Annotated in this window: 13 protein-coding genes; 11 read left to right on the top strand and 2 right to left on the bottom strand. The window is 68.0% G+C overall.

What is annotated here, in order from left to right; genetic code table 11:
* The first annotated feature begins 93 nt into the window (after positions 1 to 93).
* From IEW22_RS08930 to IEW22_RS08910, 5 genes are all read left to right on the top strand, one after another.
* Positions 94 to 465 (top strand): YraN family protein, encoded by a 372-nt coding sequence (locus IEW22_RS08930; RefSeq protein WP_188586362.1) that lies wholly within the window; start codon positions 94 to 96, stop codon positions 463 to 465.
* A complete protein-coding gene (locus IEW22_RS08925) occupies positions 465 to 1979 on the top strand; it encodes a YifB family Mg chelatase-like AAA ATPase (RefSeq protein ID WP_188586274.1) in 1515 nt (504 codons plus the stop codon). Before IEW22_RS08930 ends, IEW22_RS08925 begins: the two co-directional genes overlap by 1 nt.
* Positions 1980 to 3140, top strand: coding sequence for a DNA-processing protein DprA (gene dprA / locus IEW22_RS08920; RefSeq protein WP_188586273.1), 1161 nt, complete (start codon positions 1980 to 1982; stop codon positions 3138 to 3140).
* 83 nt (positions 3141 to 3223) lie between these two features.
* Complete coding sequence (locus IEW22_RS08915; RefSeq protein WP_188586272.1) at positions 3224 to 4072, top strand: siderophore-interacting protein; 849 nt, start codon at positions 3224 to 3226, stop codon at positions 4070 to 4072.
* A gap of 113 nt (positions 4073 to 4185) precedes the next feature.
* On the top strand, positions 4186 to 5172 hold the full coding sequence (locus IEW22_RS08910) for a tyrosine recombinase XerC (protein WP_188586271.1): 987 nt from the start codon (positions 4186 to 4188) through the stop codon (positions 5170 to 5172).
* Between the two features lie 71 nt (positions 5173 to 5243).
* Here the strand turns inward: IEW22_RS08910 and IEW22_RS08905 are convergent, their stop codons facing one another.
* Positions 5244 to 5819: a M23 family metallopeptidase gene (locus IEW22_RS08905; protein ID WP_373284160.1), complete on the bottom strand. Its 576-nt coding sequence runs from the start codon at positions 5817 to 5819 to the stop codon at positions 5244 to 5246.
* 383 nt (positions 5820 to 6202) lie between these two features.
* On the opposite strand from IEW22_RS08905, the gene rpsB reads away from it, so the two are divergent.
* From rpsB to IEW22_RS08880, 5 genes are all read left to right on the top strand, one after another.
* Positions 6203 to 7042: a 30S ribosomal protein S2 gene (rpsB, locus tag IEW22_RS08900; protein ID WP_188586270.1), complete on the top strand. Its 840-nt coding sequence runs from the start codon at positions 6203 to 6205 to the stop codon at positions 7040 to 7042.
* Positions 7043 to 7139: 97 nt separating this feature from the next.
* Positions 7140 to 7964 (top strand): translation elongation factor Ts, encoded by an 825-nt coding sequence (tsf, locus tag IEW22_RS08895; RefSeq protein ID WP_188586269.1) that lies wholly within the window; start codon positions 7140 to 7142, stop codon positions 7962 to 7964.
* Positions 7965 to 8186: 222 nt separating this feature from the next.
* Positions 8187 to 9011 (top strand): UMP kinase, encoded by an 825-nt coding sequence (gene pyrH, locus IEW22_RS08890; protein WP_188586268.1) that lies wholly within the window; start codon positions 8187 to 8189, stop codon positions 9009 to 9011.
* 138 nt (positions 9012 to 9149) lie between these two features.
* Positions 9150 to 9707, top strand: coding sequence for a ribosome recycling factor (frr, locus tag IEW22_RS08885; protein WP_188586267.1), 558 nt, complete (start codon positions 9150 to 9152; stop codon positions 9705 to 9707).
* 155 nt (positions 9708 to 9862) lie between these two features.
* Positions 9863 to 10714 carry a phosphatidate cytidylyltransferase gene (locus IEW22_RS08880; protein ID WP_229742330.1) on the top strand — a complete coding sequence of 284 codons (852 nt, stop codon included), beginning with the start codon at positions 9863 to 9865 and terminating at the stop codon, positions 10712 to 10714.
* 72 nt (positions 10715 to 10786) lie between these two features.
* On the opposite strand, the gene IEW22_RS08875 is transcribed toward IEW22_RS08880, so the two are convergent.
* A complete protein-coding gene (locus tag IEW22_RS08875; protein WP_188586265.1) occupies positions 10787 to 11242 on the bottom strand; it encodes a lipopolysaccharide assembly protein LapA domain-containing protein in 456 nt (151 codons plus the stop codon).
* A gap of 111 nt (positions 11243 to 11353) precedes the next feature.
* On the opposite strand from IEW22_RS08875, the gene rlmN reads away from it, so the two are divergent.
* Entirely contained in the window at positions 11354 to 12487 is a 1134-nt protein-coding gene (rlmN, locus tag IEW22_RS08870) for a 23S rRNA (adenine(2503)-C(2))-methyltransferase RlmN (RefSeq protein ID WP_188586264.1), read from the top strand.
* Positions 12488 to 12587: the final 100 nt, after the last annotated feature.

The raw sequence follows: 12587 nt of genomic DNA, 5'->3' as shown, positions 1-12587 counted from the left end.
GTGGACGAAACTTCTGTCGGTGAAACCGGGGCGATTGGTCGTGGCGATGCGCGCAGCCGTGTGCGGGCAGCTGGGCACGGGCGCGCGGTGCGGATGTCACGCGCCGAGTTGGGGCGGTGGGGGGAGGATGTGGCCGCCGAGTATCTGGGCTCGCTGGGATGGGTTATCCTGGAACGCAATTGGTGCGCTGTGCGCTCTGTCGCCGGGGTGGCGGGTGAGCTCGACATCATCGCCGTTGACGGTGAGACGCTGGTGGTGGTGGAGGTCAAGACACGCGCGGGTGGCCTGTACGACGATCCTGCCGAGGCCGTGACGCGTGCGAAGCTCGCGAAGATGCGCTCGTTGACCAGGGCGTGGTTGTCGGGCAGTGAGCGGTATTGGCCCACTGTGCGTTTCGATGTGGTGTCGGTACACCGAGATGACATCGACGATCGGCGGATCAGGCATCTGCGGGGCGTGTTCTGATGCCGATCGGGCGGGTGTCGTCGGTGGCGCTCAACGCATTCGAGGCATGTGTGATCGACGTCGAGACGAGCGTCGGTCAGGGGTTGCCGGGGGTCAGTGTGATCGGGAAGGTGGATGCGGCGCTGCGCGAGGCCAAGGACCGTGTCCGAGCGGCCATCACCAACTCGGGGTTCAAGTGGCCCGAGGGGCGGGTCACGGTGGCGTTGTACCCATCCGAAGTACCCAAATCCGGGTCGGGACTCGATCTGGCGTTCGCGCTCAGTGTGCTCGCCTCCGGCGAGCTGGTTTCAGATCTGTTGCGCGGCACGGTCTTTCTCGGTGAACTCGCCCTCGGTGGACGTATCCGGCCGGTGCGTGGTGTGCTCCCCGCAGTTCTGGCCGCCCGTGCGGCGGGAATCAGCCGGGTGGTCGTTCCGGACGGCAACGCCGCCGAGGCCACCATCGTGCCCGGCGTGGAGGTGGGTGTGGCGCACGATCTCGCCGAGGTGGTGGCGTGGCTGACGGGGCAGCGTGTGCTCGACACCGTCGACGCACACTCGGTGGCGGGCTCGCGGTCAGCGACGCCGCAGGTACCCGACATGGCCGACGTGGCCGGTCAGGAGGAGGCGAGGCTGGCACTGGAGGTGGCTGCTGCCGGTGCGCATCACCTGTTCATGACCGGACCGCCGGGAATCGGCAAGACGATGCTGGCACGGCGGATGGTGGGAATCCTGCCTCCCTTGACCGAGGCGGAATCGTTGGAGGTCACGGCGATCCACTCGATCGCGGGCACTCTGTCCGACGACAGCCCACTGGTCACCGACCCGCCGTTCGTCGCACCGCATCACGGCGTCAGCGCGACTGCGCTCACCGGCGGTGGTACCGGGCTGGCACGGCCCGGCGCTGCATCGTGCGCGCATAGGGGCGTGTTGTTCATCGACGAATGTGCCGAAGCCTCGCGATCGGCGCTCGATTCGCTGCGCACACCGTTGGAAGAGGGTGTGGTCCGGGTGACCCGGCGCGATGGGACCGCGGTGTATCCAGCTCGGTTCGGTCTGGTGCTCGCGGCCAATCCCTGTCCGTGCGCTCCGGCGACCGACGCCGACTGTGTGTGTCCGGCGCCGGTGCGCAGACGGTATCTGGCGAAACTCTCCGGACCGCTCATGGACCGCATCGACCTGCGCGTGCGCATGGATCCGCCGGGCAACACGGCGCTGATGAGTGCGCCGGGGGAGACGAGTGCACAGGTACGCGCCCGAGTTCTCGAGGCCCGCGCGGTGGCAGCTGACCGGTGGTCGGCGCACGGCTACCGAACCAACGGTGAAGTGGCCGGTCCGCTTCTGCGCCGGGAATTCCGGCTCTCGCCGGCCGCTCTCGCACCGATCGAGTCCTCGTTGCGCGACGGGCGGATCACTGCGCGCGGAGCCGACCGCGCGCTACGTGTCGCATGGACGCTGGCCGATCTGTCCGGTGTCGTCGCACCCACCGAAGTACATGTGGCACAAGCACTCCTGTTCAGAGATCGGGGTTTCTAGATGTCGTCGACACAGCATGCCTACGCCTACCTGTCGCGCGTGGCCGAGCCGCCGAATCCGGCGGTGGCGCGACTGGTCGCCGAGGTGGGTGCGGTCGAGGCGGCCGCGGCCATTCGGCGGCGTGTGGCGCCGCCCGGGCATCAAGAAGCACTCGATGCCACCGAGACCACCTACGAGATCGACCTCGCCGTACAGGATCTGGCGACCGTTGAGGCCTGCGGCGGACGACTGGTGACCCCCGAGGACGCCGAATGGCCCGCGTGGACGTTGCATGCGCTGAACACCGCCTCCACCTCGGCGCGTGGCGGGGCGCCGCTGGCCCTGTGGGTGCGTGGACCGGCGCGACTCGACGAACTCACCGAACGCTCGATCGCACTGGTCGGCTCGCGGGCGGCGAGTTCCTACGGCTCCCACGTCACCTCTACACTCGCCGGTGAACTGGGGCAGTCGGGTTGGGCAGTGGTGTCCGGCGGTGCCTACGGCATCGACGCGTGCGCCCATCGTGCAGCACTTGCAATGGGTGCCAGCACGGTCGCGGTGCTGGCGTGCGGTATCGACCGTGATTACCCGGTGGCGCACGCGAGGCTGCTGGCGCAGATCGCCGGGACCGGTGCGGTGATCAGCGAATATCCGCCGGGGATATCGGCGGCCAAACACCGCTTTCTCACCCGCAACCGGTTGGTGGCCGCCTTGTCGCGCGCGGTGGTGGTCGTGGAGGCCGGCCGACGCAGCGGGGCGGCCAACACCGCCGCCTGGGCCCGTCGGATCGGTGTCCCGCTCGGTGCGGTGCCAGGCCCGATCACCTCTGCGGTGTCGGTGGGGTGCCATCAGATGATCTCCGAGGGGCAGGCGTGTCTGGTGGCAGATTCCGCTGCCGCGCAACGGCTCGCCGCTCCCGACGGATTGACCCTGTTCGATTCGGTGGACACCGCGGCGACGCGTGCGTCGACAGACGACGGGACGCCGTCGTCGGGCACCGGTGCACACGACGACCCGGTCCTGACATGTCTGCCCGGTCGTGGGGGAGTGAGCGTGAGCGACGTCGCCAACTCGGCGGGACTGCCTGTCGCCGACGTGCGCGCGCGATTGGCGTTGCTCGAGGTCGCCGGGAGTGTGGTCCGCGGCCCCGACGGCTGGCGACGGGCACGTACCGGGGGATGACCGGCAGGCCGGAAACCGGTGGACGAGAACGGCACGACACAGTTGGGTTAGGGTCCCCTATCTTTCGGGGTACGCTGTCCGGTATGGCCAGAAAGCTCAACGAGATGATCGTCACCAGACGCGAACAGCTGACACCGCATATGGTGCGCGTGTACCTCGGCGGGCCGGGCTTCGCGCAGTTCGACGCGACCGAGGACACCGACGCCTACGTGAAGCTGTTGTTCGCCCCGGAGGGCGTGGACTACGGCGAACCCTTCGATCTCGATCGGATCCGGGCGGAATTCCCTCCGGAGGCGCAACCGGTGTTGCGGACGTACACGGTTCGCCGGGTCGACCACGAGAACTCCGAGCTGGCGATCGACTTCGTGGTTCACGGCACCACGGGTATCGCCGGGCCGTGGGCCGCGTCGGTCACGCCGGGCACCGTCGTGCGGTTCATGGGCCCGGGCAGTGGCTATCGGCCCGACGCGGACGCCCCCTGGCATCTCCTGGCCTCCGATGAGGCGGGTCTACCGGCCCTGGCCGCCGCGCTGGAGGCGATGCCTGAGGATGCGGTGGTCAAGGCCTTCATCGAGGTCGCCGGGCCAGAAGACGAGATCGAGCTGACGGCGCCGCAGGGCGCAGAAATCACCTGGGTACACCGCGGTGGCTCCTCCGACGAGGTCGGTGACGATCGAGCCGGCGACAACGCGCCACTCATCGAGGCGGTCCGTTCTGCCGAGTGGCTCGAGGGTGAGCCGCAGGTGTTCATCCACGGTGAGGCACAGGTCGTGATGCACAATCTGCGCCGCTACGTGCGCCGCGAGCGTGGTGTCAGTGCTGCGCGGGCCAACTCGATCTCGGGCTACTGGCGACGCGGTCGCACCGAAGAGGGCTTCCGGCAGTGGAAGGCGGACCTGCGCGCCGCTGAGACGAGTCCGGCGGCCTCCTGAGCGCCGCGACCCTGCGGGCGGGCGGCTCGGTGGCGGCTGCGGCCAGTGCGGTCGACGGCGACACGCCGGGGCCAACGGTTGCCCCGGCGTCGCGCAGAGCGTGAAGTGGTCCCATGGCCGATGTGTTGTCGCCCTACGGCGAATACCTGCGGCTGGAGCGGGCGATGAGTCCGCACAGCGTGCGCGCCTACCTGGGCGATGCGCGATCGCTGGTCGCCTTCGCCGGTGCCCGCGGCGTCGCGATACCCGACATCGACCTCGCGCTGTTGCGTGCCTGGCTCGCCGAACACACCCGTAGCGGAGCCGCTCGCACCACCATCGCCCGCCGGGTGTCCTCGGCGAAGTCTTTCTGCGCCTGGGCCGCCCGACAACAGATCATGAGTGCCGACCCGTCCGTGCGCCTCCAAGCACCCACCGCGCATCGCACCCTGCCGCCGGTGCTCACCGCATCGCAGGCGCGCGAGGTCCTCACGCGCGCGGCCGGTCACAGTGGCTGTGAGGGTCCCAATGAGAGTTCGGGTCCCAGCGGCGGTGAGGACGGTGGGACCAGCGATGCGGGTGGTAACGCGCCCCGCGTTGTCGACCCCGATGATCCGATCGTCCTGCGCGACACCGCGATACTGGAATTGCTGTACGCCACCGGGATTCGCGTGGGGGAGCTGTGCGGTCTGGACATCGGTGACGTCGACCGGGGCCGACGGGTGGTCCGCGTGATCGGCAAGGGCAACAAGCAGCGGTCTGTTCCGTTCGGGGTGCCCGCTGATCGCGCGGTCGCGGCGTGGATCGACCGGGGCCGTCCGGAGCTGGCGACACAGCGGGCGGGATCGGCGCTGTTCGTCGGCGCGAAGGGCGGGCGCCTCGATCAGCGGATGGCGCGCACCGTGGTGCACCGCGCGGTCGACGCGGTGTCGGGGGCGCCCGATATAGGCCCGCACGGGCTGCGGCACTCGGCCGCGACCCACCTCCTCGAAGGCGGCGCCGACCTGCGCGTGGTCCAGGAGATGCTCGGGCACTCGTCGCTGCAGACCACGCAGCTCTACACCCATGTCAGCGTCGAGCGCCTGCGTGCGGCGCACCGACAGGCGCATCCGCGAGCCTGAGGTCGCGTCGGGGACCTGCGGTGACGGTCGTGGCCCGGTGTGCTGGTCGCTGGGTCCATGGCGTGTGCCGGTCAGCTAGCGAGTTCCGCGTCGTGGGGTTGTAGTGGTTTCAAGCGCATGTGTACCGCGCCGAGCAACGAGAGCGGGTCGAGGTAGACGGCCTGGTGGCCGCTGCCACGGCGAGCACCCCAGTGCAGGCAGGCCGCGGCGCGACAGCCGGGGTGGCCTGCCTGCACCACTCCGATCTGATCTCCGCGCGCCACGACCGTCCCGGCGCGCACCGACGCGGTCACCGGTTCGTAGGTGGTGATCGTGCCGTCGGGGTGTGCGATCGACACGGTGGGCCGGCCGGCCACCACACCGGCGAACCGCACCGTGCCGGGACCCGCGCTGAGCACGGGTGAGCCGGGCGCGACGGCGAGATCGACACCGCGGTGGCCGGTCTGCCAGCGCTGGGCGGGCGGATCGAAGGCGGCGACCACGGCCGGGCGTGGGTTCAGCGGCCACCCGTAGGTTCCGGAGCCCGGCGGTGCGGCCCCCGCGGGAGCCCGACTGCAAGCCAGGAGCAGCGCGATCAGAAGGGCGATGACCGTTGGCCCGACCAGTGGCCGTGCGCGGGCCGGATCCCGGCGCACAGGTGGGATCACCGCCACCGGACGTCCAGCGCACACGAGAGGCCCAAGAGCGGGGAGAGGTCGAACAGGAGCGAGGTGACCAGTGGAGAAGGAACCAGCGGAGAAAGAACGTGTGGGGGAATGCACACAACTTGGACGCCGTTACACCTCTCGAGGTTCCGTGCCGGTGCCATCACGGGAGTGATTTCGTTGTTGACGCACCTGGCGCGTAGACTTCACCCGCACCTCATCACGCGGTGAGGTGACTTCGCGCGTCCGCGTTCGAGCCGTGTTCACCACGGTTCGTGAGACCGCCATGAGGGCAGTCCCGTTCACACCGGGTTCCTCCTGGCGCGGACGCCAGGGCCGACCACCATCCGGTGTCGGCATGAACTGCACACAAAGGATTGATACTCATGGCTGTCGTGACCATGAAGCAGCTGCTGGACAGCGGCACACACTTCGGGCATCAGACCCGCCGTTGGAACCCGAAGATGAAGCGATTCATCTTCACCGACCGCAACGGCATCTACATCATCGACCTTCAGCAGACGCTGACCTACATCGACAAGGCGTACGAGTTCGTCAAGGAGACCGTCGCCCACGGTGGCACGATCCTCTTCGTCGGCACCAAGAAGCAGGCGCAGGAGTCGATCGCTGCCGAGGCGACCCGCGTCGGCATGCCGTACGTCAACCAGCGCTGGCTCGGTGGCATGCTCACCAACTTCTCGACCGTCCACAAGCGCCTGCAGCGCCTGAAGGAACTCGAGGCGATGGAGCAGACCGGCGGCTTCGAGGGACGCACCAAGAAGGAAATCCTCATGCTCACGCGTGAGAAGAACAAGCTCGAGCGCACCCTCGGTGGTATCCGCGACATGGCCAAGGTCCCCTCGGCCATCTGGGTCGTGGACACCAACAAGGAGCACATCGCCGTCGGCGAGGCCCGCAAGCTGAACATCCCGGTGATCGCGATCCTCGACACCAACTGCGACCCCGATCTCGTCGACTACCCGATCCCGGGCAACGACGACGCGATCCGCAGCGCCGCGCTGCTCACCCATGTCGTCGCCTCGGCCGTGGCCGAGGGTGTTCAGGCCCGTGCCGGCCAGAACGCCGACGCCGATGCAAAGCCGGAGGCCGGCGCAGGTGAGCCGCTCGCCGAGTGGGAGCAGGAACTGCTGACCCAGGCCGCCGCACCGGCCGCTGAGGTCGCCGCCGAGGCTCCGGCCGCGACCGAGCCGCCCGCCACCGCCTGAGCGAGTAATCGACAGACACCACAGCGGGTGCCCCGAGACCCGTGAGGGCTCGGGGCACCTGTGTTATTTCCGAAACCACTAAGGAGGCTCGCCCGAGATGGCGAACTACACCGCAGCTGATGTGAAGCGTCTGCGCGAACTGACCGGCGCAGGCATGCTCGACTGCAAGAAGGCCCTGGAGAACAACGACGGCGACTTCGAGAAGGCCGTCGAGGAGCTTCGTATCAAGGGAGCCAAGGACGTCGGCAAGCGCGCCGAGCGGTCCACGGCCGAGGGCCTCGTCGCCGCCAAGGACGGCGTGCTCATCGAGCTGAACTCCGAGACCGACTTCGTCGCCAAGAACGCCGAGTTCCAGCAGCTCGCCGACCAGATCCTGGATGCGGCCGCCGCGGCCAAGACCAGCGATCTCGACGAGCTCAAGGCTGCCGCTCTCGGTGACGGCACCGTCGCCGACGCCGTGCAGGCGCTCTCCGCCAAGATCGGCGAGAAGCTCGAGCTGCGTCGCGTGGTCTACTACGACGGTCCCGTCGCGGTCTACCTGCACAAGCGTGCCTCGGACCTGCCGCCGGCCGTGGGCGTGCTGGTGTCCTACACCGGTGAGGGTGACGCCGCCGCGGAGGCCGCTCGCGCCGCCGCGATGCAGGTCGCCGCGCTGAAGGCCAAGTACACCACTCGCGATGAGGTGCCCGCCGACATCGTCGAGAAGGAGCGCAGCATCGCCGAGCAGACCGCAAAGGAAGAGGGCAAGCCCGAGCAGGCGCTGCCGAAGATCGTCGAGGGCCGGCTCAACGGCTTCTTCAAGGACGTCGTGCTGGTGGAGCAGCCGTCGGTCCAGGATTCGAAGAAGACCGTCAAGGCACTGCTCGACGACGCCGGCGTGACCGTCAAGGGTTTCACCCGCTTCGAGGTCGGCCAGGCCTGATTTCTCCGAACGGACCCCGGGTGGCGATATGCCACCACGGGGTCCGTTTCGTGTGTGGTGCATAGGATGATGGCAGCAGGTGATCGGATCGCCCGGCGATCCGCATGCGCCCGCACCGCCGGCAGTCCGCTGCCATCCAGCTCCACAACCGTCTAGTTCGCGCCGTCGCACAGCTGATTCCCGAGAGCCGTGCGCGGTCACGTTTACCGCCGCAGCGCGGCTATGCCGACCCGGGCAGACAGGAGTGCGACCGTGAGTGCCGACGTCGCGTCGACCGACAACCAACCGACAGATTCCGATGATTCCACCGGCGAGGGCGGCTCGTCGGCCGTCGGGCGCCCGGCGTTCCGGCGGGTGCTGCTCAAGCTCGGGGGCGAGATGTTCGGCGGGGGATCGGTGGGTCTGGATCCCGACGTGGTGTCCACGGTCGCCGACCAGATCGCCGAGGTGGTCGAATCCGGCGTCCAGGTGGCGGTGGTGATCGGCGGCGGCAATTTCTTCCGCGGCGCCGAACTGCAGCAGCGCGGACTCGAGCGCTCGCGCTCGGACTACATGGGGATGCTGGGGACCGTCATGAATTCCCTTGCGCTGCAGGACTTCCTGGAGAAGCGCGGGATCACCACACGCGTGCAGACCGCCATCACGATGGGGCAGGTCGCCGAGCCGTACATCCCGCTTCGGGCCCAGCGCCATCTCGAGAAGGGGCGAGTGGTGATCTTCGGGGCCGGTATGGGACTGCCGTACTTCTCCACCGACACCACGGCTGCTCAACGTGCCCTGGAGATCAAGGCCGAGGTGGTGCTGATGGCCAAGGCGGTCGACGGTGTCTACTCGGACGACCCGCGTACCAACCCCGACGCCACGCTGTACCGCGAGATCAGCCACCGCGAAGTACTCGAGAAGAACCTCAAGGTCGCCGACGCGACGGCGTTCAGTCTGTGTATGGACAACAAGATGCCCATGTTGGTGTTCAATCTGCTCGAGCGCGGCAACATCGCCCGGGCGGTGGCCGGTGAGAACATCGGGACGCTGGTCTCCACCTCGTGACGGCTGTTCCGGCGGTCACCGGCGAGGTGACAGGATGAAGACGGACCGCTACCGGGGTCCAGACATGACGCGATGTCCGCACACCAGGCGCGAACATCGGAGAACGGCTCGGACGAGAACAGATCAGGAGGTGCGTCCATGATCGACGAAGCGCTGTTGGATGCCGAAGAGAAGATGGACAAGGCGGTCAGCGTCGCCAAGGACGACATGGGCTCCATCCGGACCGGTCGGGCCAATCCGGCGATGTTCAACCGCATCGTCATCGACTACTACGGGTCCATGACCCCGGTGACCCAGGTCGCCTCGATCACCACACCCGAGCCGCGGCTGGTGGTCATCAAGCCATATGAGGCCTCCACCCTGGGCGCGATCGAGACCGCGATCCGTAACTCCGACCTGGGCGTCAACCCGACCAATGACGGAAACCTGATCCGGGTGTCGGTACCGCAGCTCACCGAGGACCGTCGTCGCGAACTGGTGAAGCAGGCCAAGGCCAAGGGTGAGGACGCCAAGGTCGCCATCCGTAACGTGCGTCGCAAGGCGGTCGACGAGCTCAAGCGGATCCAGAAGGACGGCGAGGCCGGCGAAGACGAGGTGACTCGCGCGGAGAAGGACCTCGACAAGACGACCGCCGGCTATGTCAGCCAGGTCGACGAGTTGGTCAAGCACAAGGAATCCGAACTGCTGGAGGTCTGAGTTCCTCGCCCGGTCACGGGCGAGGGTCCACGGATGTGTGAGCGCATGGACGGCAGCCACGTCGATGCGCCGTCTGCGGGGCCAGACGAGTGGGCGGCAGACGAGCGGGCTGCAAGCGAAATGGCCGGCAGGTGGAGTGGGGAGTGGGAAACACGGTGACTGACGGTGCTGCCGTCGAACCGAAGAAGTCGCGGGCGGGGAGGAACCTGCCCGCGGCGATCGCGGTCGGCGCGACACTCGGTGTCGCACTCATCCTCATCCTCATCTACGTCCCGATGGTGTGGATCGGCGTGGTCGCGGTGGCGATCGCCGTGGCGAGCTGGGAGGTCTCCCACCGTCTGCGAGACGCCGGTTACGCCATCGCCACGGTCCCGCTGATCGTCGGCGGACAAGCCATGATCTGGGGATCGTGGCCGTGGGGGACCACCGGGGTGCTGGTGGCGTTCACCGCCACCGTGCTGGTGACCATGGTGTGGCGGCTGTTCATGCACGTCACCGACGAACACGGCCACAAGAACTATCTGCGTGACTGTTCTGCCACGGTGTTCGTCACCGCATGGCTGCCGCTGCTGGCCTCGTTCGGGGCCATGATGGTCACCCAGGCTCACGGTTCCGGTCGCGTGTTCACGCTGATGATCGTGGTGGTGTGCTCGGACGTCGGTGGCTACGTCGCCGGCGTTCTATTCGGCAAACACCCGATGGTGCCGGCGATCAGTCCGAAGAAGTCCTGGGAGGGGTTCGTCGGCTCGCTGGTGTTCGGCACCGCCGGGGCGATCCTCACGGTCGAGTTCCTCCTCGACACCCACTGGTGGGTGGGGCTGATCCTCGGGCCGGTGCTGGTCATCTGCGCGACGCTGGGAGACCTGGTCGAGTCCCAGGTCAAGCGCGACCTCGGTATCAAGGACATGGGCACGATCCTGCCCGGTCACGGGGGCATCATGGATCGACTCGACTCGCTGCTGCCCTCGGCGTTCATCGTGTGGGCGGTGCTCACCGCACTGCTGTGACGCCCCTCTGGCGATCGCCGGCGCCCGGCACCACGGTGTGTGCCCCACCGCAGGCCGGACGGCCGGCCCGGGTCAGGAACGCAGGCTCTTGAGCGCTTTGCGGAGCTGGAAGATCCGGACCGCTCCGATGATCCCGATGATGAGACCGCCGGCGATCGCCGCGATCAGCAGGCTCACGCCCAGTGGCAGATCAACCGTCCAGAACCAGAGGTGCACGCGCGTCTGGTCGAGGTTCTGCACGATGAACACCAGCAGCAGGATCAGGATGATCGCGACGACGAAGACCCCGGCCCAGATGGTGCGGGAGCGATTGTGATCGACCTTGGCCAGTGCCTGCTCGGCCGCCGAGGTGGACTTCTTCGTCGATTTCTTGGAGGACTTCGAGGACGTGTCGACTCCCTGTGTGCCCGCGCTTCCCGCCGGGGAGGCACTCGGGGCAGGAGTCGGAGTGGGGGTCGACCCGGCGGTCCCCTGGGGAGTGGCGGCGGGATCGCTGCTCGACGACGGGGTGGGTTCGTTGCTGGCCATACCTTCATGATCACCCGTCGCCGGCCGTCTCCGGGGGTATTCCCGTCCGACACGCGCGAGCCGACCCGGTCGCAATTGGCATTCCAGGCCCAAATGCGGGACCGTTGATGTATGGCCGGACCTGCACTTCCCCTCGTTTTCGACGCACCGAAGCGGGGTAAACCCCCGACACACTTCGCTGACCTGTCGTCGGAACAGCGGCGTGAGGTGGTCGGCGAGCTCGGTCTGCCCGCGTTCCGCGCCGATCAGCTCGCTCGCCAGTACTACGCGCGACTGGTCGGTGACCCGGCCGAGATGACCGACGTTCCCGCCGGGATCCGCGACGACCTGCGCGAACGGCTGTTCCCGACGCTGATGACGCCGGTGCGCCACATCGAGTGCGACGGCGGCGACACCCGTAAGACGCTGTGGCGGCTGCACGACGGCACGCTGCTGGAGTCGGTGCTCATGCGCTATGAGAACTCCGAGGGCGGCACCCGAAACACCCTGTGCGTGTCGAGCCAGGCCGGCTGCGGTATGGCCTGCCCGTTCTGCGCGACCGGGCAGGGCGGACTCGACCGCAACCTGTCGACCGCCGAGATCGTCGACCAGGTGCGCGCGGCCGCACGCGCCCTGCGCGACGGCGAGCTCGGCGAGCCGGGACGCCTGTCGAACGTGGTGTTCATGGGCATGGGTGAACCGCTGGCCAACTACAAGCGGGTGGTCGACGCCGTCCGCAAGATCACCTCGCCGGCGCCCGACGGCTTCGGTATCTCGGCGCGTTCGGTCACCGTGTCGACCGTCGGGCTGGCCCCGGCGATCCGCCGTCTGGCAGACGAGGGACTGTCGGTGACGCTCGCGGTGTCGCTGCACACTCCCGACGACGAGTTGCGCGACACGCTGGTGCCGGTGAACAACCGCTGGTCGGTGTCCGAGGTGCTCGACGCGGCGCGGTACTACGCCGACACCAGCGGCCGGCGTGTGTCGATCGAATACGCCCTCATCCGTGACATCAACGACCAGCCGTGGCGCGCGGACATGCTCGGCAAGAAGCTGCACTCGGCGCTGGGGTCGCGGGCGCATGTGAACCTCATCCCGCTCAACCCGACCCCGGGTTCGCAGTGGGATGCCAGCCCCAAGGATGTCGAGCGTGAGTTCGTCCGTCGGGTCCGCGCCCAAGGCGTGTCGTGCACCGTGCGCGACACCCGCGGTCAGGAGATCGCGGCCGCCTGCGGCCAGCTCGCTGCCGAGGAGCTCGCCGTCTAGTGTCCTGAGTCATTAATTCGTGTGCAGTAGTGGGCGATGGAGTCGAGGATCTGGTCAGCGGTCTTGACCCACACGTAGGGGCGGGGGTTGTCGTTCCAGG

Source organism: Gordonia jinhuaensis, assembly GCF_014639795.1.
Taxonomy (GTDB): Bacteria; Actinomycetota; Actinomycetes; order Mycobacteriales; family Mycobacteriaceae; genus Gordonia_B; species Gordonia_B jinhuaensis.
The sequence above is the reverse complement of the archived record's forward strand: the minus strand, read 5'-3'. Positions and strand labels throughout refer to the sequence as shown.